At 44.6% G+C, this 23233-nt stretch carries 23 protein-coding genes; 15 read left to right on the top strand and 8 right to left on the bottom strand.

Features of this window, described 5'->3' with window-relative positions:
- Positions 1-63: 63 nt before the first annotated feature.
- The gene (locus A3G19_RS09640) at positions 64-1359 is read left to right on the top strand and encodes a hypothetical protein (protein ID WP_291750939.1); all 1296 of its coding nucleotides are present in this window, start codon (positions 64-66) and stop codon (positions 1357-1359) included.
- A 105-nt stretch (positions 1360-1464) separates the two neighbouring features.
- On the opposite strand, the gene A3G19_RS09645 is transcribed toward A3G19_RS09640, so the two are convergent.
- Positions 1465-3099, bottom strand: coding sequence for a B12-binding domain-containing radical SAM protein (locus A3G19_RS09645; protein WP_015653300.1), 1635 nt, complete (start codon positions 3097-3099; stop codon positions 1465-1467).
- 70 nt (positions 3100-3169) lie between these two features.
- On the opposite strand from A3G19_RS09645, the gene ppsA reads away from it, so the two are divergent.
- Positions 3170-5563 (top strand): phosphoenolpyruvate synthase, encoded by a 2394-nt coding sequence (gene ppsA, locus A3G19_RS09650; RefSeq protein ID WP_294872358.1) that lies wholly within the window; start codon positions 3170-3172, stop codon positions 5561-5563.
- A gap of 1 nt (position 5564) precedes the next feature.
- Here ppsA and A3G19_RS09655 read toward each other — a convergent pair whose 3' ends face one another.
- Together A3G19_RS09655 and A3G19_RS09660 are read right to left on the bottom strand one after the other, a co-directional pair.
- Positions 5565-5768, bottom strand: a complete 204-nt coding sequence (locus A3G19_RS09655; protein WP_294872361.1) for a hypothetical protein — start codon at positions 5766-5768, stop codon at positions 5565-5567.
- The gene (locus A3G19_RS09660; RefSeq protein ID WP_294872363.1) at positions 5765-6049 is read right to left on the bottom strand and encodes a BrnT family toxin; all 285 of its coding nucleotides are present in this window, start codon (positions 6047-6049) and stop codon (positions 5765-5767) included. Before A3G19_RS09660 ends, A3G19_RS09655 begins: the two co-directional genes overlap by 4 nt.
- A gap of 354 nt (positions 6050-6403) precedes the next feature.
- Here A3G19_RS09660 and A3G19_RS09665 point away from each other — a divergent pair, with 354 nt between their 5' ends.
- From A3G19_RS09665 to rd, 4 genes are read left to right on the top strand one after another with little or no spacing between them, the layout of a single operon-like run.
- Entirely contained in the window at positions 6404-7102 is a 699-nt protein-coding gene (locus A3G19_RS09665) for a cytochrome b5 domain-containing protein (RefSeq protein WP_294872366.1), read from the top strand.
- The gene (locus A3G19_RS09670; protein ID WP_294872369.1) at positions 7099-8778 is read left to right on the top strand and encodes a 2-oxoacid:acceptor oxidoreductase subunit alpha; all 1680 of its coding nucleotides are present in this window, start codon (positions 7099-7101) and stop codon (positions 8776-8778) included. The genes A3G19_RS09665 and A3G19_RS09670 overlap by 4 nt, the downstream gene beginning before the upstream one ends.
- Positions 8775-9635 carry a thiamine pyrophosphate-dependent enzyme gene (locus tag A3G19_RS09675; RefSeq protein ID WP_015653304.1) on the top strand — a complete coding sequence of 287 codons (861 nt, stop codon included), beginning with the start codon at positions 8775-8777 and terminating at the stop codon, positions 9633-9635. Before A3G19_RS09670 ends, A3G19_RS09675 begins: the two co-directional genes overlap by 4 nt.
- A 13-nt stretch (positions 9636-9648) precedes the next feature.
- On the top strand, positions 9649-9813 hold the full coding sequence (gene rd / locus A3G19_RS09680) for a rubredoxin (RefSeq protein WP_294872372.1): 165 nt from the start codon (positions 9649-9651) through the stop codon (positions 9811-9813).
- Between the two features lie 2 nt (positions 9814-9815).
- Here the strand turns inward: rd and A3G19_RS09685 are convergent, their stop codons facing one another.
- A complete protein-coding gene (locus tag A3G19_RS09685) occupies positions 9816-10070 on the bottom strand; it encodes an iron oxidase oxidoreductase (RefSeq protein ID WP_294872376.1) in 255 nt (84 codons plus the stop codon).
- A gap of 40 nt (positions 10071-10110) precedes the next feature.
- The gene (locus tag A3G19_RS09690; protein WP_294872379.1) at positions 10111-10791 is read right to left on the bottom strand and encodes a superoxide dismutase; all 681 of its coding nucleotides are present in this window, start codon (positions 10789-10791) and stop codon (positions 10111-10113) included.
- 185 nt (positions 10792-10976) lie between these two features.
- Here A3G19_RS09690 and A3G19_RS09695 point away from each other — a divergent pair, with 185 nt between their 5' ends.
- Positions 10977-12596 carry a YcaO-like family protein gene (locus tag A3G19_RS09695; protein WP_294872382.1) on the top strand — a complete coding sequence of 540 codons (1620 nt, stop codon included), beginning with the start codon at positions 10977-10979 and terminating at the stop codon, positions 12594-12596.
- Here A3G19_RS09695 and A3G19_RS09700 read toward each other — a convergent pair.
- Positions 12593-13162: a hypothetical protein gene (locus tag A3G19_RS09700; RefSeq protein ID WP_015653310.1), complete on the bottom strand. Its 570-nt coding sequence runs from the start codon at positions 13160-13162 to the stop codon at positions 12593-12595. The two genes, A3G19_RS09695 and A3G19_RS09700, sit on opposite strands and share 4 nt — an antisense overlap.
- Positions 13163-13453: 291 nt before the next feature.
- On the opposite strand from A3G19_RS09700, the gene cysK reads away from it, so the two are divergent.
- The 8 genes from cysK to cobA all read left to right on the top strand — a co-directional run bounded on the left by cysK (position 13454) and on the right by cobA (position 21478).
- Positions 13454-14389 (top strand): cysteine synthase A, encoded by a 936-nt coding sequence (cysK, locus tag A3G19_RS09705; protein WP_015653311.1) that lies wholly within the window; start codon positions 13454-13456, stop codon positions 14387-14389.
- Between the two features lie 24 nt (positions 14390-14413).
- Positions 14414-14644, top strand: coding sequence for a DUF2061 domain-containing protein (locus tag A3G19_RS09710; protein ID WP_015653312.1), 231 nt, complete (start codon positions 14414-14416; stop codon positions 14642-14644).
- Positions 14645-14653: 9 nt separating this feature from the next.
- Positions 14654-15361, top strand: coding sequence for a phosphoadenylyl-sulfate reductase (locus A3G19_RS09715; protein ID WP_015653313.1), 708 nt, complete (start codon positions 14654-14656; stop codon positions 15359-15361).
- A 123-nt stretch (positions 15362-15484) separates the two neighbouring features.
- The gene (gene cysD, locus A3G19_RS09720; protein ID WP_294872384.1) at positions 15485-16396 is read left to right on the top strand and encodes a sulfate adenylyltransferase subunit CysD; all 912 of its coding nucleotides are present in this window, start codon (positions 15485-15487) and stop codon (positions 16394-16396) included.
- Positions 16396-17802, top strand: coding sequence for a sulfate adenylyltransferase subunit CysN (gene cysN / locus A3G19_RS09725; RefSeq protein WP_294872386.1), 1407 nt, complete (start codon positions 16396-16398; stop codon positions 17800-17802). The genes cysD and cysN overlap by 1 nt, the downstream gene beginning before the upstream one ends.
- A 10-nt stretch (positions 17803-17812) precedes the next feature.
- On the top strand, positions 17813-19393 hold the full coding sequence (locus A3G19_RS09730) for a nitrite/sulfite reductase (RefSeq protein WP_294872388.1): 1581 nt from the start codon (positions 17813-17815) through the stop codon (positions 19391-19393).
- Complete coding sequence (locus A3G19_RS09735) at positions 19365-20672, top strand: aminotransferase class V-fold PLP-dependent enzyme (RefSeq protein WP_294872391.1); 1308 nt, start codon at positions 19365-19367, stop codon at positions 20670-20672. Before A3G19_RS09730 ends, A3G19_RS09735 begins: the two co-directional genes overlap by 29 nt.
- Entirely contained in the window at positions 20669-21478 is an 810-nt protein-coding gene (cobA, locus tag A3G19_RS09740) for a uroporphyrinogen-III C-methyltransferase (RefSeq protein WP_294872394.1), read from the top strand. Before A3G19_RS09735 ends, cobA begins: the two co-directional genes overlap by 4 nt.
- Here the strand turns inward: cobA and A3G19_RS09745 are convergent.
- Both A3G19_RS09745 and A3G19_RS09750 read right to left on the bottom strand, forming a co-directional pair.
- Positions 21471-21884, bottom strand: a complete 414-nt coding sequence (locus tag A3G19_RS09745) for an Rrf2 family transcriptional regulator (protein ID WP_015653319.1) — start codon at positions 21882-21884, stop codon at positions 21471-21473. The two genes, cobA and A3G19_RS09745, sit on opposite strands and share 8 nt — an antisense overlap.
- A gap of 84 nt (positions 21885-21968) precedes the next feature.
- Positions 21969-23171, bottom strand: a complete 1203-nt coding sequence (locus A3G19_RS09750; protein WP_294872397.1) for a hypothetical protein — start codon at positions 23169-23171, stop codon at positions 21969-21971.
- Positions 23172-23233: the final 62 nt, after the last annotated feature.

Below are 23233 nucleotides of genomic sequence, written 5' to 3' on the forward strand. Positions count from 1 at the left end.
TATCTCGAACGGTTTCTTGAAGGAGAATGAATGAAATTAGGAAAACTTAGTCTAGTCGCTGTAATGGCATTAGGAACAAGCGCATATGCTCTTGATAATATTAAAGTTGATGGTGAAGCAAAACTTTGGTACCAAACATCAGAGTACAGTGGAGCGGGTGCAACTGCAGCACAGTTGACACAAGATTTTTTTGATAAAACGGCTAACTCTATGGCATTGGGTGCATTGAAATTCGGTGCATCAGCAGGTTTGGCTGATAACTTGAGCGGTGCGGTTAAAGTAACGGCTATCTCTACTCTTGGTCTTGAAAATAACATGGTAGGTGCTATTCCAGCTGCAAAAATTGATATTGATACAGGTGCTGCGGCAACTGGCGCATTGAATGATCAAGCATGGGTTGAAGTATTAAATCTTAAATATGCAACAAAAGATTTCGATGTTGCAATGGGTCGTATGGCGTTGCAAACACCTCTTTGTTTTACCGAATCATGGAACGTTGTTGACAACACTTTCGAAGCGGTTGTAGCACATGGTTATTTCTTGCCGGATACTATCCTTGCAGCAGCATGGGTTGGAAAACATAACGGTGCTGGTCTCTTGAGCACAACATCACGCGGAAGTACTGTAAACTACAACGGTGAATTCCGTGATTTCGCTGTAAACGGTGCGTATGCGGCGGCTGTAATCAACAAATCATTGCCGGGTACTACATTACAAGCATGGTACTATAATGTGCCGGATGTTGCAGATGCTTACTGGTTGCAAGCGGATGCTAAAGTCATGGGTATGGTTGATTTTGGTGTACAAGTTGCTGGTATGAATCCTGACAACTCTTCAGCAACTATTGGTACACCGGCTTCTACTACTACTAACCGTACCACAGATGCATTTTCGGTTAAAGCAGCGGCGGATGTAGGACCGGTAAACGTGTATGCAGCGTATTCAACTGTCAGTGATGGTTCAATCGGTTTTGCCAACGTTGCAACGGGTGATAAATCAATGTTGTACACAACTCTTGGCAGTATCTACATGGATGGTGAGATCGTAGCGGCTCCGGACACTGATGCATGGAAAATCGGTGCTTCAACCAAAGCTGTTCCGGGTGTAACTCTTGCGGCTAGCTATTGTTCAGCTGAAACTGGAGATAACGGTGGAACTGCAACGGCTGTAGGTGGAGCAAGTACACGTAATACTGATTTCTCTGCATGGGATGTATCGGCGAACACTAAAGTTGGACCAGTTGGCTTGACTGCAATTTATACTCAGTATGAAATTGATGGTGCAGGTAATGCTGGAGATGGCAGTGCTGCAGATAAAGATACCGATACTATCCGTATCATTGCTTCTTTGAAATTCTAAGAAGTCTTTTTTCTTCTCAGGGCCTTCGGGCCCTTTCAATTCTCCTTATGTTAAGCTTTCCGCCAGAGGATTCGTCACCCTCTGGCACCCTCAACACACTCTTTTTTAAATCCGTTTTGCTTGCCGTTTCGGAGTAACCGAATGAGTTTCTTTTATTTTTTTATCTTGGGTCGATTGTCGCAGGAAAAAAGGGATCGTTTTCTCAGGACGCTGTGCCAAATCGTCTATTAATGCCGCTTCAACAATCTCTTTGTCGTGATATAAACACAGATAGGCATGGATCAATGCGATTTGACGTTCCAGTGATATTTTCCACGTGGAGAGGGTTTGGGTGTAGATCCAGAGGCTGAAGGTGTAGAAGTTTTTAAATACGGCTGGCAACTTGTCATCCCGTACTTTCTCTTCGTCATCCTGAACTTGATTCAGGATCTCAGATTGCGGATCGAGTCCGCAATGACGGTTAAGTGGAGAACTCCACAGCAACGGAACCGTTTTAGTAAAACTTCCGCTGTTGTAGAAAATATCCCAAAACCTCGCAAACCGCTTCATTTTTTGAATATCACTAAAGCTGAGCAGATTATTTTGGAGGATATCATAGGGGGGTGTATCGCTGTAGATCATCCCATGACGCTGATCGTGGCGTGAGAGGGTGGTACCGGAGAGATTTTTGAGGATACCGATCTGGATTTCGCTATGGGTGAGAGAAACGAGTTTATCGAGATTTCGTCCGAATCCCTCGATACTCTCTCCCGGCAATCCGACGATGAGATCAAGGTGCATATGAGCAGAGGTCTCATTTTCTAAAAAGCGGAGGTTATCAAAAATCTTTTCGAGTTTTAGAGGTCGATTGATCCCTTTTGCAATTTCAGGGTCTAGGGTTTGGATACCGATTTCGAGTTGCAACGATCCTGCGGGAAATTGGGAAATTTTTGCTTTCAGCACCTCAGGAAAGTGATCGGGAATGACTTCGAAATGGGCAAAGTACGGCGGTTCTTTGGAGAGGAAAAAGTCCAATATCCGGTTTGCGAATGTCATGTTGAGGTTAAAAGTACGATCGATAAATTTGAAACTGCGTGCTCCCTGCTGCCAAAGTATCTCAAACTCTTCGAGAAGCTGATCGAGGGGAAAATTTCGTACCTTTTCGTCAATGGAAGAGAGGCAGAATTCACACTCGAACGGACATCCGCGTGAGGCTTCGACGTAGATGTAGCGATGGGCTACGTCTTCGTCATTGAAAGCGGAGTAGGGGAGGTTAATCGCTTTAAGGTCGGGAAGCGGAGCTTTAATAAATTGAGGCTTCCGTTCGCCCTGAGCCTGTCGAAGGGTACATGGTTCGACAGGCTCGCCACGAACGGGATTCAGCAACTCTCTGCACAACTCATAAAACGCCACCTCTCCTTCACCACTGATAATGTAATCGGCTTTACTCAAATCAACACGGTGGGGTAGATACCCTGCTTCGGGGCCGCCGAGGACGATAATCGTGTCCGGAGAGACTTTTTTGAGCGTTTGGATCAATTCTGCACTTTGCGCCGCATTCCAAATATAGACACCGATTCCGATGATTTTAGGAGAGTATTTGAGGAGATCTTCGGTGATGCTTTGAATCTGTTCGTTCATCGTGAATTCGACAATAGTAGTACTCTTTTGTAACTCGTGCATATTGGCGTAAAGAGAGCGTAGACCAAGTGCGGTATGAGCATAGCGGGCATTGAGAGTAGTCAGTAAAATTGTGTGCATGGGTTTTCCGATAAAAGATAAACGTATTATATGCTATTCTATACATACTAAGACCCTAAAGGGAGTGTGTATGAAGTATATTCGCCGTTTGGATTCATTGAGATTAGAGGATATTGCTTTAGTGGGAGGTAAAAATGCCTCGTTGGGGGAGATGATCAGTTCACTCAAATCATTGGGCGTTAAAGTTCCCGAAGGTTTTGCCGTAACTGCTGATGGGTATCGTTTTTTTATCAAACATAATGATTTTGAAGCTCCGATACGACATTTTTTTGAGGGGGTGGATCTCACCGACATCGAAGCACTGAATCGCTGCGGGGATGCGATACGTTCTTTAATACTAACGGGTGAAATGCCAGAAATATTAAAAACTGAAATTGCCGAAAGTTACCGTATCATGGAACGTGAATACGATATGGTGAGTGTGGATGTTGCGGTACGATCTTCCGCAACGGCAGAAGATCTCCCCGATGCAAGTTTCGCGGGTCAACAGGAGAGCTATCTGAATGTACGTGGTGAGACAATGCTCATCGAACACGTCAAGCGGTGTTTTGCCTCCCTCTTTACCGACCGTGCGATCAGTTACCGTCACAGTCGGGGATATGATCATTTTGCCGTCGCCCTCTCGGTGGGAGTGCAGAAAATGATACGCAGCGATAAGGCGAGCAGCGGGGTGATGTTCACCATCGATACCGAAAACGGTTCAGAGAATCTGATCCTCATCAACTCGATTTGGGGATTGGGGGAGAACATTGTCGGCGGGCGGGTGAATCCCGATGAATTCTACGTCTTTAAACCGACACTCAAAGAGGGAAAAATATCCATCCTTAAACGCCAACTCGGCTCCAAAGCCCTGAGCATGACGTATGATGAACGTCATCATACAATGAACCTCTCAACCCCTAAGGAACTCCAAGAGACTTTTTCGATTAATGATGATGAGGTAGCGACATTGGCTACTTATGCATTGACGATCGAAGAACATTACACCGCTATCGCAGGAGAATATCGTCCGATGGATATCGAATGGGCAAAAGACGGCCTTAGCGGAGAGTTATTTATCGTTCAAGCACGACCTGAGACGGTTCAAAGCCGTAAACTCAGCAATAATTCTTTGGAACAATATCATTTGAGTGAAGCAATAGAGAATAAAATTTTATTGAGTGGTAAAGCAATCGGGGAAAAAATCGGCTCCGGTCGGGTAAAAATCATCCATTCTCCTCATGAGGGTGAGAAATTTAATGCCGGCGATGTCCTTGTCGCCGACATCACCGATCCTGACTGGGAACCGATCATGAAAAAAGCATCGGCTGTGATCACCAATCGAGGAGGACGGACATGTCATGCCGCTATTGTAGCACGTGAGATCGGTGTTCCGACAATCGTAGGAACGGTGAATGCGACGGACATGCTGCATGATGGCGATGAAGTGACGGTGAGCTGTGCTGAGGGGGAGAGCGGTCGTGTGTATGCGGGGCTGATTGATTATGAGATCACCAATATCGATTTGGGCAATCTTGCTCCGACTGTAACGAAGCTCTATATGAACGTCGGTAACCCCGATATCGCATTCAAAGTGGCTAAACTCCCAAATGACGGAGTAGGATTGGCACGGATGGAGTTTATCATTACCAATTACGTGGCGGCACATCCGATGGCATTGGTAGAACTTTCTCAGGGCAAAGAAATTAATGAGATGAAAGCTGTGAGAAAAGCGATGCGGGGATATGATGATCCTAAGAGGTTTTTTATCGACAAAATAGCGGAAGGGGTAGGGATGATTGCGGCGGCGTTTTATCCCCGTCCTGTTATCGTCAGAACCAGTGATTTTAAATCCAATGAGTACAAACATATGGTCGGCGGTAAGTCGTATGAAAATGATGAAGAGAATCCGATGATCGGATTTCGCGGAGCCAGCCGCTATTATTCACCGGAGTACAAAGAGGCGTTTATGTGGGAGTGTGAAGCGCTCAAACGGGTACGGGATGAGATGGGGCTCTCTAATGTCAAAGTGATGCTCCCCTTTGTCCGTACGCCTGATGAAGGGCGCAAAGCAATCGCAGTTATGCATGAGGCGGGATTGGTACAGGGGGAGAACGGTTTAGAAATCTATGCCATGTGTGAAATCCCCTCCAACGTCATCCTCGCAGATCAGTTTTTGGAAATCTTCGACGGCTACAGTATCGGCTCCAATGATCTTACGCAGCTCACCCTCGGAGTTGATCGTGACAGTGCATTGGTCGCGGCCGTATTTGATGAACGTAATCCTGCTGTGACACGGATACTGTCACAGGCTATTCGTGCGTGCAAAGAGCGGGGAAAATACATCGGTATCTGCGGTCAGGCTCCATCGGACTATCCTGAAATTACCCGGTTTTTAGTGGAAGAGGGGATCGATTCGATCTCTCTTAACCCCGATTCACTCCTCAAAATGCGACAGGTTGTGAGTGAGTTAGAAAATCAATAAATTATGCTGAAAAGCGATTAGCGATTTCAATATCTTTGCGTAAAAGTTCATTTATGAGACTTTGGAGATTTTCATTTTTTCCTTTGAGCTTGTCGGCAAAAAAGAGGGCGACATCTTTATCGAGATAGATCGGCGCTTCGATCTCTTCGAGCGGGATATAAAATTTGCCTTGTTCGGCGTTAGTGAAATCGTATTCTTTTTTCATTTTTGGCACCTCATTTCGTAAATACGTTGTTCATTTTTAGTCGATTTTCGAGCGGAGATGATTCTAATTGAATCACCTTCACGATAGGTATGAACGATCAATAAAACGCTCATTTGTAAACTTTTACCCAAAAGAATCCAGCGTTCTTCAACGTCGGAGTGTTCATTGTCTGGGATATTGAGTGCAAATGGATCGGAAAATACATAGACTGCTTCTGCAAAATTGATACCATGTTTTTTGATATTGGCTTGATTTTTATTCTCATCCCATTCAAATTTCACGATAACCCTTATTTGACTTATGTTGATGAGTTATTGTAGCATAATTTAGGTTCGTGTCTAAAAGCAGTCATTATTTCCACTCAGTAGAGTGGGATCGATTCGATCTCTCTTAATCCCGATTCGCTTCTCAAAACGCGGTAAGTCGTGAGTGAGTTTGAAACGTCAAAAATTTAGTTTCCGTTCGTGGTGAGCTTGTCGAACCATGATCCACTCTATCCTTCGACAAGCTCAGGGCGAACGGAATTAATATAAAAGCTAAAAAATAAGTTTTATAAATAGTATTAGTTTGTAGTTGTATTTTTTTATTTACCAAATTGGACTAAAGTATCTGTAACGTAATAAAAGCAGGATTGTATGCAGCAATTTAGTGAGGAAGAGCTTCGAAAATACAACGGGAAGGACGGTATGCCCGCTTACATCGCCTTTAAAAATCAGGTGTACGATGTCACTTCGTCCAAATTCTGGCAAGAGGGGTCCCATTTTAAAAAACATTTCGCGGGGTGTGATCTGACTGACGCAATGGCGCATGCGCCCCATAGTGACGAGGTGTTTGAAAATTATCCCTGTATCGGCCAATTTGTCTCCCCTTGCTCATTAACTCCCGAAAATAAAAAAGATCGGTATCGGCAATGGTACAGTAAATACCATCCCCATCCGCTTATCATACACTTTCCGATTGCATTGCATTATTTCAGTGCATTTGTAGATATTCTGTTTTTAGACAATCCCTCCGCTGGGTATGAAACGGCTGTTTTCCTATCGTTTTTGATTGCGACGATAGCGGGATTTTTTGCTTTGATCTCCGGTGTTTTCAGCTGGTGGATTAATTATGATTTTTCGATCTCGAAACCGTTTGTCATCAAACTGATCGGGGCATTGTTCACCCTCATCGTCGGATTAATTCCGCTTGGGCAAAAACTGTTGAACCCTAATGTCGCTTTTAGCACGGGAGTAGATGGAATAATCTATCACGCCGTTATTTTCATGACGGTCATCTCGATAACGATTGTCGGTTATTACGGCGGAAAAATCACCTGGGGGGCGAAAAAATGAGAAGTTCGGTTTCGGTATTGATCGGGGGGAGTGCGGGGAAGGGGATCGCGAGTATCGAAACTCTTTTGACCAAAGGGTTTAAGCGCTCCGGATTTTATACCTTTTCGACCAAAGAGTTTATGTCCAGAGTCCGTGGCGGGAGCAATACGACGCTGATACGAATCTCCGATAAGCCCGTCAATGCACCCGATTACAAGGTCGATATTTTTGTACCGCTGGATGCAAACGCGTTTGCTCACGCACAGGAGAGGATAAATAATGAGACGTTTGTGATCGCCAAAAAAGGGGATTTTGAGTGCGACTGCGTAGTGTACGATTATGATTTGGAGAGTTTGGCGAAAGAAATAGGCAACCCCATCGTCTCTAACACCATTGCGGCGGCACTGGTCTTTGGATTGCTGGGTTGCGATGGTGAGGTGTTGAAGGAGATTGTTGCGGAGTTGTACCGTGATGAGTTACTAGAGATAAACCTTAAAGCATTGGAGATTGGAGCAAAACTGGCACGTGAGAACGGAAACTGCCGCTACTGCATCGCACCGCATCCTTCGATCAAAGAGAAGAACGATTTCTTTTTGAGCGGAACGGAGGGGGTCGGATTCGGCGCGATTGCTGCTGGATGCAATTTCATCTCCAGTTATCCGATGAGCCCTTCGACGGGGGTGTTGACCTTTTTAGCGAAACAGAGCCAAAAATTCGGTATCTGCGTCGAGCAGGCCGAAGATGAAATCGCGGCGTTTCAGATGGGGTTAGGGGTTTGGTACAGCGGCGGACGGGCGATTACGACGACGAGCGGGGGCGGGTTTTCTCTGATGGGAGAGGGGATAAGTCTCTCAGGGATAACGGAGACCCCGATGGTCGTTTATCTGGCGCAACGTCCCGGCCCCGCTACGGGACTTCCGACACGAACGGAGCAGGGGGATTTGGAACTGGCACTTTATATCGGACATGGAGAGTTTCCGCGAATCGTGCTGGCTCCGGGAGATGTGAGAGAGTGCTTCGAGCTTGCACGAGAAGCGTTTGAGCTTGCCGATGCTTATCAGGTTCCGGTGATACTCATGAGCGATCAGTATTTGGCGGACAGCTATTTTCATGTCGAGCGGTTTGCAATCGATCCGAAACAGAGTGTTCATCACATCGTCAAAACCGAGGCGGATTATAAACGCTATCTTCTCACTCCAGAGGGGATCAGTCCCAGAGGAGTTCCGGGATACGGTGAGGGGCTGGTACTGGTCGATTCGGACGAACATACCGAAGAGGGGCTGATCACCGAAAGTATGTCTGTGCGGAACGAGCAAAACGGCAAGCGGCTCAGAAAACGTATTTTAATAGAGAAAGAGGCTATCCTCCCTGAAATCGAAGGAACGGGTGAAATCGTACTTATCGGGTGGGGAAGTACGAAACACATCATCAAGGAAGCGGTAGAGAGGATAGCGGATGAGAGGCTTTCGTGCGTCCATTTCTCGTGGGTTCACCCTCTTAGCGAATCCCAGCTTGCGCCGCTTCGAAAAGCCAAACGTCTTATCGTGATTGAAAACAATGCCACCGGGCAGTTTGCAAAACTCTTGAGACTGCACGGAATCACCGCAGATGCACAGATATTGAAATCTGACGGGTTGAGCTTTTTTGTCGATGAACTCTCCGAAAAGCTCGTATCACTGTTAAAGGAGATCCGATGAATACGCGATTTGATCGAATCGTAGAGGATAACGCATGGTGCCCCGGATGCGGTAACTTTTCCATTCTTTCGCATTTAAAAGAAGCGTTGGATGAGATGGGGCTTGATCCGAATCAAACGGTGGTGGTTTCAGGGATAGGGCAGGCGGCGAAAACACCCCAATATATGCATGTCCATATGTTCAACGGACTCCACGGCAGGGCATTGCCGATCGCGCAGGGGGTGAAAGTCTCCAACCCCTCTCTAACGGTAATCGCCGAAGGGGGGGATGGCGATATGTACGGGGAAGGGGGAAACCATTTTATCTCCGCGATCCGAAGAAATGCCGACATCATCAACATCGTCCATAACAATATGGTTTATGGGTTGACCAAAGGGCAGGCCTCTCCGACGTCTCAGCGGGGGTTTAAGACACCCGTACAGACGCAGGGGGTTCATGTCGAGCCGTTTAATCCCATCGCTACGGCGATATCGCTTGATGCATCCCTCGTTATCCGGACGTTTTCGGGGAATAAAGAGCACTGCAAAGCAATGCTTAAAATTGCCATTGCTCATAAGGGGTATGTTTTGATCGATATTTTTCAGCCGTGCGTTACGTTTAATAAAACCAATACCTTCAAATGGTTCAAAGAGAACGTTTATCTTTTAGAGAGTGACTATAACCCTGAGGATAAGGTCAAAGCGTTTGAAAAATCGCTGGAGTCTCATCCGTTTCCGATCGGAGTTATCTATAAAAGTCCGCAAAAAGTTGTGTTGGAAGATGCTCTTCGGGATGAAAGTCAAAGCGGAGATATGCCGTTGTATTCGCATGAAGTTGATTTTCAGCGGCTTAATGAGGAAATGGAAAAAACCATTTAATAAGGGGTAGAAGATGAAAAAATATGAGTGCAACGTATGCGGCTACATTTATGATCCGGTAGTAGGAGATCCTGATGGCGGCATCGCTCCCGGTACCGCTTTTGAAGATATCCCCGATGATTGGGTATGCCCGGTATGCAATGTCGGAAAAGAAGATTTTAGTGAACTTTTAGAGTAATATTAGGCTTTTTTTGGATTTTTTAGGTAATACGTACACCAACCCTCCGGATCTATTTTTCCTTCCACTAGCTTGCATTCTTTTGTAGCTGCTAAGAAATGGAGACACTCTTTGCATTTTTTACCGTTGGTAGATTTTTGCTGATACTTTACGAATATTTGTGTCACTTTAGCCTGCAATGGAGAAGTCAAAAAAGTGACTGCTCCGATTGCCAACATATGTTTAAAAAAGCTTCTGCGGGATAATGCGGTTGACATCTTATATCCTTTACTCGATTAGGTTTTACCTGTATACCTATTAAGAAGGTGTACGCTCATTGTTTTGCATAAAATCAACATACTCACAGACTGAATTTATAGCGTTGCACGGTTGATTATAACCTGCAATCGGATCATTCATAAAATCTGAAAGATTATCTGAAACAAAATTCCAATTGATCAGTTTCCACCAATTTGAAAGATACTCTTGGCGAGTGTTTCGATAATCAATGTAATAGGCATGTTCCCACACATCACAGGTCAATAAAGGGGTGTCTCCGTGACGTATCGGTGTATCGGCATTAGAGGTCATTTTAATTTCTAGTTTCTTTTCTTTCGAAATACTAAGCCATACCCATCCCGAACCGAAAAGAGCTGCACCGGCAATTAAAAAAGTATCCTTAAATGCTTTCATTGAACCAAAGTCACGCTCGATCAACCCTAAAAGTTCTACCGAAGGGGCAGAGGGTATATTCTTAAGCCCTTTCCAGTAAAAATCATGGTTATAGATTTGAGCCGCATTATTAAAAATAGCATTGTGTGCATATTTGACAATATACTCTAACGGTTTTTCCTCGTATTCTGTCCCTTCGATAAGAGAATTGAGTTTGTTGACGTATCCGGCATGGTGTTTACCGTAATGATAAGCGATTGTTTCAGCGGAAATATAGGGCTGTAATGCAGTTTGCTCAAAGGGCAATTCCATAAGATCATGTTTCATTTTAACTCCCTCATTCAGAAGATATATCCTTATAATAATTTATAATAGTTAAATAGTATTTGCTAATGACAAACTAATATCATATTTAAGTAAAAGTTTAAATTTTAGAGATATGCTAGGGACACGGATTAATCAGCTAACTCTTTTGGCTATACTTAGCCACAATTTTTCAAAAGTGAACCGAAATGAATTTAGTCTCTAAAAATGCCCCCGTAGAAGAATCCATTAAAAAAATGGAGAGTATATTAAGCGAGATGGGATGTATCGTTAGCTACTCGCAAGAGAAACACCCCCTCAACAACTGCTACTCGGTGAATCTCGCTTCACTTGAAGCCCCAAAACATATTTATTCCAACGGTAAAGGGATCTATTCACAAGCCTCTACGGCAAGTGCATTGGGTGAATACATCGAACGGCTTCAAACCAACAACTTTTTTATCGATTTTCACCTCCCCCAGCGGAAGTATTATCCCGATGAGGCGGCGTTTGAATTTGGCGGCGGTTATCTGAATCGTGAGTTGATGGAGTTGTTTGATCCCAATAGTGAACTGAGCATGGATGAACTCCTCGATTTTAACAGCGATTACGAGGATAAGATCGTCGCATTGCCGTTTCATAAACTCTCCAGTGATGAGGTGGTCTATTTTCCGATCAATATCCTCAGCAATCTCTACGTCAGTAACGGGCTTGCTACGGGGAATACGGCTCAAGAGGCACAAGTGCAGGCGATGAGTGAAATACTGGAGCGGTATGCGAAGATAGAGATTATCAAAAACGGTTACGCTTTGCCGCATTACAGCGATGAATTTTTGCAGCAGTTTGAGCGTCTTTACAGCGATTTGATGAAATTACGCGAATTAGGCTATATCGTTAATGTTTTGGATGCGTCATTAGGTGGTAAATACCCTGTGACCGCAATTTCATTTATTAACCCAGAAAACGCCACACTTTTTGTCTCATTCGGCGCTCATCCAATACTGGAAGTGTCGCTGGAGCGGACGATGACGGAGCTGATGCAGGGACGCGGATTAGAAAATTTGGAGAGTTTCGAAGTACCGACGTTTGATATGTCGGTTGTCTCCGAGAGCTTTAATCTGGAATCGCATTTTATCGATTCCAACGGCAAGATGGGGATACAGTTTTTGAGTGCCAAAAAGAGTTTTGAGTTGGCTGCATGGGGATACAGCGGTGAAAGTACCGCAGAGGAATTTGCCTATCTCTCTGCTATCTTTGCTTCGATGGGTAAAGATGTCTATATTCGAGATTACAATTATCTCGGCTTTTATTCTTGTCAGATGATTGTCCCCGGAGTTTCCGAGGTGTACCCGATCGATGATTTGATTTACAACAACCGTAATCGGGGTAAAGCGTATCGTGAAGTGATTTTGAACTTTGCAGATTATGATCCTGAAACGGTGTTGGATGAGATCGAAGCCCTCGAAGATCATCTGAATGTTGAGAAATTTATCGGGGTTATTTTCGAGGAAAATTTCACTATCGGAGAGCTCAAAGCTCAGTTGCATCTATCGTTAGGGAATATCGAAGAGGCGATAAGCTATCTGGAATTTAGCACCAATACGATGAGCGTTCTGATTGTTGAATTGATTCAAATGGCGGAATTTGGGCTTGAATTTAGCGACTATGTTCATGCCCTTTATGATCTTTATACTACTGAGCGAGTTGACAAAGCGGTAAGCATTGTAAACGGAGAAGAGCTTTTCGTTAGTACTGCTTTACACGCTGATTATCAGAATATGCTTGCCATGTACGATCGGCTGGAACTGAAAAAAGTTGCCGGACTTTAATATACCGAATTCTCTTCGGTAAAAATCTTCAAAATCTTCGAATACTCTCCATACGCTTGTTTATACAAGTGTTGGGTGTGATTATTGCTCTCATACAGCTCTGTAGCGCTCATTCCGCTTTCCAACGCATTTTTCAATAATTTTGTCCGGCGCAGATACGTAAAGGCAAGATTCGGGAAGTGTTCATGGATCTTATCCCGAATCATCACCGCATCATTGGGATTTTCGAGCATGTTGGCAAAGACAAGGATTGTCTTCTCTTTAAAATTTTTAATAAATACCAAACTTTTCATAATAGAGTTGAGATCGTTCGTTGTCGGGAGAATAATGATATCGGATTCTCGAAGTATCTCATTGGCATGTGGATTTTCAAATCCCCCGAAGTCATAGACGGTATCGGGATAAAGGGGAATTTTATTGGGATAATAGCGGGCATTTTTATACTTCGTCAGAACAACCGACATATCGTTGGTCGCGTAGCGATAGCGCAGATCTTTGGCAAGTGAAAAAGCCAGCGAGGTTTTACCTACTCCACCTTTAGTGGAAGCGATGGAAATAATAGCCATAAATATCCTCAAATTTTTTGGAAATAGTAGCACAGGTCGATGAAAGAAGTGGGAAATATACCATATTTGACCTCTGTAAGAGTTGGTTTAAATAATACCTTAGTAAATCACTATGAATAATATTGTATCTTTAAAGTCCACAAAATAGGGATTTTTGAAATAAATATCAAATAAACACTACTAATTCAATAGAATTACTTGACAATGAAAAAATATCTCCGTATAATTCTTCCAGTTTGAAACGAATGAGCATTCATTTAAGATGAATCTCACCAAGGAAAGGAGTGAACAATGAAAATTGCAGCCAATGTCACGGAACTGATCGGAAATACACCGCTCATTACGCTAAACCATTTTTCGGACGGATTAACAACGATCATAGGAAAATGCGAATTTATGAATCCATCTGGATCGGTTAAAGACCGAATTGGATGCAATATGATCCTCCAAGCCCTACAGCGTGGTGAGATTACCGAAGAGAGTGTCATTATTGAGCCGACAAGCGGGAATACCGGGATTGCCTTGGCAAGTGTCGCCGCAAGCCTGGGTTTAAAATTAATTTTGACAATGCCAAGTTCAATGAGCCTGGAGAGACGACGTCTTTTGGCGGCCTTGGGTGCGCAGATCGTTTTGACCGAACCTGAAAAGGGGATGGGCGGAGCCGTAGTCAAAGCAATCGAGCTTGGGAATTCAATTCCCGGAGCGGTTGTTTTACAACAGTTTAACAACCCTGATAATTCCCAGATTCATAGAGAAACGACGGCGGAAGAGATTTGGAGAGATACCGATGGGCAAATCGATATTTTTGTCGCGGCTATCGGAACGGGCGGAACGATTACCGGTGTGGGAGAAATACTCAAAAAGTATAACCCCAACATTCAAATCATTGCGGTAGAACCGGATGCTTCAGCGGTACTTTCGGGAGAGTTGGCAGGTCCTCATAAAATACAGGGGATTGGGGCCGGTTTTATTCCTCAAGTGCTTAATCGGGGTATTTATGATGAAATCATTCGAATCACGAATGATGAAGCGATTACAACGGCAAGAACGATTGCAAAAACGGAAGGACTTTTAGTGGGAATTTCATCGGGAGCCAATGTGGCTGCGGCGAAAAAGATCGCAGAACGTCCTGAAAATCGAGGGAAAAAGATCGTAACGATTTTGTGCGATACCGGAGAACGGTATCTTAGTACGGAGCTTTATGAATACCCCTCTGAGAATACGTAAATGCGTTATTAAGGAAGGGTCGTAATGGGAGAAAAACATTATAGAAGTGTGATTAAAGCTATTTCATGGCGTACCGTAGGGACTATAGATACCATGATCGTATCCTACTTTATCACAGGGGATTTAGTGATGGCCGTCTCAATCGGCTCCATCGAAGTGGTTACGAAGATGTTTTTATATTATTTACATGAACGAGCATGGAATAAAACGAATTTCGGTCGAGTCAAAGTGGTCGAAAACGATTATCAGATATAGGTTGATGGGATGAAAAACGATTTTGAATTATTAAATGCGTGGTTTGAGGATGCATCGATCGAAACGGTACTTTCTCACTTTTTACAAACGTATAAAGGCCGGATTGCTTTAGCTTCGAGCTATGGTGTGGAAGATCAGGTTTTGACCGATCTGATGGTAAAAATTGATCCGGTAGCAAAGATTTTTTCACTCGATACGGGAAGACTTCCTGAAGAGACGTATACCCTGATGGATCAAACGAATCGAAAATACGGGATTAATGTCGAGGTTTTTTGCCCCGACAAAACGAGTCTCGAGGAGCTTTATAAAAGTCAGGGGATTAACGGGTTTCGAGAGAGTATCGAAAACCGAAAAGCATGCTGTCAGGTTCGAAAGCTAGAACCGCTGCGCAGGGCTTTGAGCGGCTTAGAAGTATGGATTACAGGATTACGCCGATCTCAATCTCCTACACGTGAGACGATGCAACTCGTCGAATGGGATGAGGCAAATGGCCTGATAAAACTCAATCCTCTCATCGAGTGGAGTGAACAAATGGTCTGGGATTATGTGATAGAGAATAAGGTCCCTTACAACGTGCTGCATGATCAAGGTTATCCGAGTATCGGATGCGCACCGTGTACGCGAGCAATACGCGAGGGAGAAGATCTCCGAGCCGGACGATGGTGGTGGGAAAATCCTGAGCATAAGGAGTGTGGACTCCACATAAAAAGGAAATGACAATGAAATTTTTGTTGGATATTTTGGATGGATTACTCGAGGATAATGAGTACTCGAGCCGCAAAGAGTTGGCCGATTGGGCTATTTTTATTTGATTGAAAAACGGTAGTAAAGGAGAAGACCATGATTAGTCAAGAACGAAAAACACATCTTAAGGCATTAGAAGCCGAAGCGATTTACATCATGCGCGAAGTGGTCGCGGAATTTGACAATCCGGCAATGCTTTATTCGATCGGTAAAGATTCATCGGTGATGCTTCATTTAGCGATCAAAGCATTTTATCCGGCAAAGTTGCCATTTCCATTACTGCATGTCGATACGACATGGAAGTTCAAAGAGATGATCGAGTTTCGTGATCGTCGTATTAAAGAGTTGGGATTAACGTTGCTAACCCATGTAAATCCCGATGGGATTGCACGGGGGATCAACCCTTTTATCCACGGAAGTGCCGTGCATACCGATGTGATGAAAACCGAAGGGTTAAAACAGGCTTTGAATTATTATGAATTTGATGCCGTTTTCGGCGGTGCGCGTCGTGATGAAGAGAAAAGTCGGGCAAAAGAGCGGATTTATTCGTTCAGAGATAAAAACCATCGATGGAATCCGAAAAACCAGCGTCCTGAGTTGTGGAATATCTACAACGGACGGGTTCATAAGGGGGAGAGTATTCGTGTATTTCCCCTCTCGAACTGGACGGAACTCGATATTTGGCAATACATTTATCTTGAAAGTATCCCGATTGTTCCGCTTTATTACTCAGCATTACGTCCGGTCGTTGAGCGTGACGGGGTAAAAATAATGGTGGATGATGAGCGGTTCCCGCTCCAAGAAGGCGAAGTTCCAAGCATTGAAAATATCCGTTTTCGAACGTTAGGGTGTTATCCGTTGACCGGTGCGGTGAACAGTGATGCTACAACGCTTCCGGATATTATCCAAGAGATGCTTTTGACAAAAACGTCTGAGCGTCAAGGGCGTCTGATCGATGCCGACAGCTCAGGTTCCATGGAGAAGAAAAAAATTGAAGGATATTTCTAATGGCACATCAATCAGATTTGATAGCCACCGATATCGAGGGTTATCTTAAAGAACAAGAACACAAAGAGTTGCTTCGCTTTATTACCTGCGGGAGCGTGGATGATGGTAAAAGTACGTTGATAGGGCGTCTGTTGCACGATTCAAAAATGATTTTCGAAGATCAGCTCGAAACGATAAAAAATGACAGTAAAAAGTCGGGGACGACAGGGGATAAGATTGATCTGGCACTTCTTGTGGACGGTTTGCAGAGTGAACGGGAACAAGGGATTACGATTGATGTGGCGTATCGCTACTTTTCAACCGATAAACGCAAGTTTATCATCGCCGACACACCGGGGCATGAACAATATACCCGTAACATGGCGACAGGAGCCTCGACAGCGGATTTAGCGATCATTTTGATCGATGCTCGTTATGGGATCGTGACACAAACGCGCCGTCATTCGTATATTGTCCGTCTTTTGGGGATTCGCAATGTAGTTGTGGCCATCAATAAAATGGATTTGCTGAATTTCGATCAAGAGGTCTTTGATAAGATTAATGCCGAGTATCGTGCATTTGCTGAAGGACTTGGAATCAAAGGTATTTATTCGGTACCGCTTTCGGCACTGGATGGAGACAATGTGGTCACGAAAAGTGATCGCACCCCTTGGTATCAGGGATCAACACTTTTGGAGATACTTGAAGAGGTTCCCCTCGCATCTGCCTCGGTTGAGGGGCCGTTTCGTATGGTGGTACAATATGTCAATCGTCCGAATCTCGATTTTAGAGGATTCGCTGGAACGATAGCATCAGGAACACTGCGTATAGGGGATTCTATTACAACGTATCCGTCGCTCAAAAAGGCAACGGTGAAATCGATTGTAACGTATGACGGGGATTTGGAATCAGCCTCAACCGGAGAAGCGGTAACGCTTACATTGAATGAAGAGATTGATATCAGTCGCGGAAATGTTTTGATTAAAACGGATGAGTCTATTTTGCAAAGCAATGCGATCAAAGCAAATTTGGTATGGATGGATGAGGAGAGATTTCTCCCGGGTAAAAGCTATCTATTTAAACGAGCATCAACCGTTACGACCGTGTACGCGGATGGAATTGACTATCGTGTCGATGTCAATACCCAAGAACGTCATGATGCAGTGGATTTAGGGCTCAATGATATCGGATCGGTCCGTTTGGTTTTGGGTGAAGCGATTGCCTTTGATTTATACGAAGAAAACCGAGAGATGGGGGGCTTTATCCTCATCGATAAAATTACGAATAATACTGTAGCTGCCGGAATGATTACCCAAAGCGCGGAGAAGGAGAGAGCGGTACAAAGTACCGTATCTGAATTTGAGATAGAGCTAAATGCTCTTATACGGCGGCATTTTCCGCATTGGAATGCTGCGATAATCGAATAAGGAAAATGTTATGGCGAATGAAACAAAAGCTGAACGAATTGAGCGTATTAAACGCGAGAAAGATGGATTGGAAGTCATCGCCGACATTTATCGATATGCTTTAACCGGCGAGGTGATTGATCCTGAAGATATTGATCGTTTTAAATGGTATGGAATTTATACCCAAAACCGTAATCTTCAGGAAGCGGATGATACTACTCAGTATTATATGCTGCGTGTGAAGCTTGAGGGAGGGAGTTTAACCTCTAAACAAGTTGAAGTTTTAGGAAAAATCTCCGTTGAATTTGCCCGTGAAAGCGGTGATTTGACGACCCGACAGGATATTCAGTTTCATTGGCTGAAAATAGAAGATTTCCCTGAAATATTGGAACGTCTCTCCAGTGTTGGGCTGAGTGTGGTCGGTGCATCGGGAGATTGCCCGCGTAATATTGTGAGTTGTCCGGTGAATGGAATTGATCACGCTCAGATCGATGATGTCCGTGATGTGGTGGTTGCATTGAACAACCTGTATCGGGGAAATCCCGATTTTTCGAATTTACCTCGTAAATTCAAAATTGGTGTCAGCGGGTGTAATAAACATTGTATTCAGCACGAAGTGCAGGATCTGGCATTTACCGCTGTCAAAAACGGTGATGAGCTCCGATTCAGCGTAAGCGTCGGAGGTGGACAGGCGAGTAATCGACGTATCGCCGATCATATCGGGTATGTGAAACGTCGTGATATTGTCAAGATTGCCGAAGCGGTTGCCCGTATCTATCGGGATGCAGGTAGACGTGACAATCGAAGCAAAGCCCGTTTGGGTCATTTGATTGATGATTGGGGTGTTGAACGCTTTGTTGCTGAACTGGAAAAAGAATCCCGTGTGGAGTTGGAGCGTTACGATACGGCACCTTTTACACCGTATCCGCGACGCACTCATTTCGGCGTTGCCTCTACGATACGTAAAGGGTATAACACGATAGGGTGTGCATTGACCAGCGGACGGATCAAGGGTGAACATTTGTTGAAACTCGGACGTATCTTGGATTTTTACGGTGCTGAGGGGATAACGCTGACAACGACACAAAATTTTGTGATCCTGAACGTCCATTCCGATGTAACGGAGCCGATGCTCGATACCCTGAAGGCGGTGGGATTTCATCCCCATCCGAGTGTTTTTGAAGCACGAACGTTGGCCTGTACGGGACTCAATTTTTGTAAGTTTGCGGTGAGTGAGACGAAAGATTTGGCGATTGAGGTGGTGAATTATCTGAATGGTAAATTCCCCGATTTTGACGAACCGGTGAGTATCAGCATTAACGGCTGTCCAAACTCGTGTGCCCATCCGCACATCGTAGATTTGGGGTTTGTCGGAGCCATCGTAAAACGGGGCGATGAACGTCTTAAGGGTTTCGATTTAATTGTTGGGGGGCATCTTGAAGGTGAACAAAGCCGTTTTGCCGTAAAAACGGGGGTCAAAGTTTCTGCCGATGAGGTTGCACCGCTTATTGAAACATTGATCCATGAGTTTGAAACCAGTAAGAGTGTCGATTTTGGAAATTTTTTATTGGAGAAATACGCACATGAATCAGTTATTCCGTCCATTCCTTGAAGAGGGTGATAAATACGCCCAATTAGGGCGAAATACGATTGGTGTCCATAAAAAAACCTATTTCGATTTTACGGCGTCGGGTTTGGCGTATGAACCAATCGAAGCACGGGTTCGGGAAGTGCTTGAAACGTATGCGAATACCCATTCTAAAGAGGCATCAATGGCCGCACGGACGGATCGTTATTACCGTCAGGCGAGAGAGCATTTAAAAACCTTATTGGGGTTGGACAGTTCATTTGCCTTGATGCCGTGTGGATGCGGTGCTACGGGAGCGGTGAAACGGCTGCAGGAAATTTTGGGACTTTATATCCCCCCGGCAACACGTGCACGTTATCGTTCATTGCCGCCTGTCAATGAAATGCCGTTGGTGATTGTCGGACCGTATGAACACCATTCCAATGAGATCAGCTATCGTGAAGCACTTTGTGAAACGGTACGGATCGGATTGAATGCAAAAGGATTGGTGGATCTTGAGCAGCTTGAAGAAATTTTGGAAGAGAACAAAGATCGAGAGCTTATCGGGTCGTTTTGTATCGCATCCAATGTGACCGGAACGATTACCCCTTATGCAGAGATCTCGGCAATACTTCGACGTTACGGAGCTATTGTCTGCTTTGATGCGGCAGCTTCGTCACCGTATCTGAATATACCGTGCGAGCTTTATGATGCGATGTTTTATTCACCGCATAAGCTTTTGGGCGGACCGGGATCATGCGGTTTGTTGGCAATCCGAAAAAATCTTTTCGATGCAGATGCCAAACCTACCTTTGCCGGGGGTGGCACGGTACGCTATGTTAGCCGTACCAGCCACTATTTTATTGATGGTGTCGAAGATCGTGAAGATGCAGGAACACCGGGGATATTACAGCTTATTCGCGCAGCTTTGGCGTATCAGCTTCGTAACGAACTCGGATTTGAGTGGATAGCGGAACGTAAAAAAAGCTTGTATGGGCGTTTTATCGAAGGATTAAAAGAGATTAGGGGTGCGACCTGTTACGGCTGTCGAAAGGCAGAAAATATAGGGATTGTCTCATTCAATGTAAAAGGGATTGATCCTTACGCCTTGTGTGCGCTTCTCTCGGAATCAAAAGGGTTTCAAACACGTGCGGGATGTTCGTGTGCCGGACCTTACGGACATGATTTATTAGGACTGGAGGATGATACACCCTTCCAAGCGCGGCCAGGTTGGTTGCGTATCAGTATCCATTATTCGCAGGATATAGACGATATCGATGCGTTATTGGAAGCAATTAAAAAATCGATAAAGAGGCTCGGATGACCAAAATATTACAACCGATTTCGGCCGAATCACATTATTCATTTTCGGCGAGAAAAGGAAAAGTATATCTCGTAGGCTGCGGCTTGGGAGATGTTGAACAGTTGACACTCAAAGCGTATCGGATTATCCGTGAAGCTCAGATTGTTTTGTATGATAATCTCATAAGTAAAGAGATTTTAGATTTGATCCCACCTGAAACACGGAAACTCTATGTAGGAAAACCAAAAAAATCTCATAGTATTACCCAAGAGCGGATCAATCATTTAATAGCGGATTATGCTGATCAGGGATACAGCGTTGCACGCTTAAAAAGCGGTGATCCCTACATTTTCGGACGGGGAGCGGAAGAAGCGCTTTATTTACTGGAGAGAGGCTACAACGTTGATGTGATCGCTGGGATATCTTCCTCAGTAAGCGGACCTGCCTGTGCCGGTATTCCTCCGACCGCGAGAGGATACGCTGCCAGTTTTTCGGTAGTATCGGCGCATTTGAAGGAGGGTAAATTTAATGCCGATTGGCTGCCGTTGTTAAAACTCTCTAACCATACCACGGTTGTGTTGATGGGGCTGAGTATTGCACGAAAGATTAAAACGTCGGCGTATGCGATCGGAGTTCCCCATAATCTGCCGGTAGCGATCGTATCGAACGCTTCGCGCCCTGAACAAGAAAGTATTATAACGACCTTGGCAGGATTGGAACGAGCCGCTAAGAATGTCGATGGTCCGGCGGTGATTGTGTTTGGCAATGTAGTTAAACTTTACGGAAAACTGCCGCAGTATCAACGTCAGGAAGTTCCGATTATATAAAATACATTGATTGTTGATCGAGGGCATTGCCTTGATCGACGAGATCTTGGAGTGTTTCGTTAAAAACACCTCTCATATCATCTCGGATACGATTCCAATACAGATGCAAAATCGGTTGCAATCGTTCGTCCGATGGGTTGCACAACTCCCCTTCCAACGCGATTAAGATATCAAATACTGAGATGGTATTTGGAGATTTAGCCAGTAAATAGCCTCCGCCGGCTCCCCGTATACTTTGAATCAACCCCTCTTTACGCAATGTTGCAAGGATTTGTTCCAGATAATTTTGGGGGATATTGGCTTTTTCAGCAATATCACGAATTTGAAGATGGCCTTGCCCGTAATGAAGTGCTAACTCATACATGGCTGCAAGGCCATAGCTCCCTTTTGTCGAAATACCTGCCACTATTTTCTCCTTATCGGATTGTTATAGAGGTATTGTATTTCAGTTAGCGTTAATACACCATTAAGGACATCGATTTATCAGAGTTTATTCGCTATCTTTTGGTGATTTAAACGATTTTACATCGATTCGGCGAGGTGTCCGTTTTGGTGCTGCAGGTGCTTCGGATGGTTTTCGATCCTGATAAGGTTTTTTGTCACCGTAAGGCTTCTTGTCACCGAACGGTTTTTTGTCGCCATAAGCCTTTTTCTCACCAAAGGCAGGTTTGTCACCGTAAGGCTTCTTGTCACCGAACGGTTTTTTGTCTCCGTAAGCTTTTTTCTCACCAAAGGCAGGTTTGTCACCGTAAGGCTTCTTGTCACCGAACGGTTTTTTGTCGCCATAAGCTTTTTTCTCACCAAAGGCAGGTTTGTCACCGTAAGGCTTCTTATCTCCGAACGGTTTTTTGTCGCCATAGGCTTTTTTCTCACCAAAGGCAGGTTTGTCTCCGTAAGCTTTCTTCTCCCCGTAAGGCTTTTTTTCTCTATCGGATGGCTTTCGCTCGTCGGAGCTTTTTTCCTTGTCACCGAAGAATTTTGGTTTGCTGCTGTAAGGAGTTCGGGTTGCTTTTTCTGCATCTGAACGAGGTGTACCGTCGATGTAATGGTTCCGCTCGCGGGTTTTCCCCTCGAAGATCGGTTTACCGCTTTCATCTTTACCGACGAATCGAGGTTTACTGTTGTACTGTTTTTTAGCGGAAAAACCATCCCCCTCATCGCGCTTGCGTTCAGGACGGGTATCACGGACCGGCTTTTTATCACGATTTCTCGGATCTTGTGCATCACGAGCTTCGCGCTCTTCGCGGCGCGCTTTTGCTTCGGCTTTTTGCTGATTGTCGACTGCGATTCCGAAGTCAGGTTCGAATCCTTTGACTACCTCTTGAGTGATAGTGCGTCCGTTGAGCAATTCGATAGGATAGAGACGTTTTTGATCCTCTTCATCGAGGGTGATGAGGGCATACTCTCTCGCTCGTGCATATCGTGACATATAGACGATCGCTTTTTCCGGGAGATCATAGCTGATGAGTACTTCACAGCGTAAATCAGGAGTTTTTGCCAATTCGGCATCACTGAGAACAGTGATGTTTTTTCCTGCAAATAGGGCTGGAAGCTCTCCGGCATCATTAGAGGTAGCGATGAGAATGGTTTTTCCCGCATTGCGATCGATTAAAAAATGGATAAGTTCATTTTTACGTGGGCGGTTACACGGGTGGATACGATGGTTCTGGCGTTTGATTGGTGTCGATGACATAAAAAGTCCTTGGATACATAAGCCTCATACATGAGGTGGGGATAAGCGGTCGGTGAAGAGTC

The organism is Sulfuricurvum sp. RIFCSPLOWO2_12_FULL_43_24 (assembly GCF_001829605.1).
In the GTDB taxonomy this organism is placed as follows: domain Bacteria; phylum Campylobacterota; class Campylobacteria; order Campylobacterales; family Sulfurimonadaceae; genus Sulfuricurvum.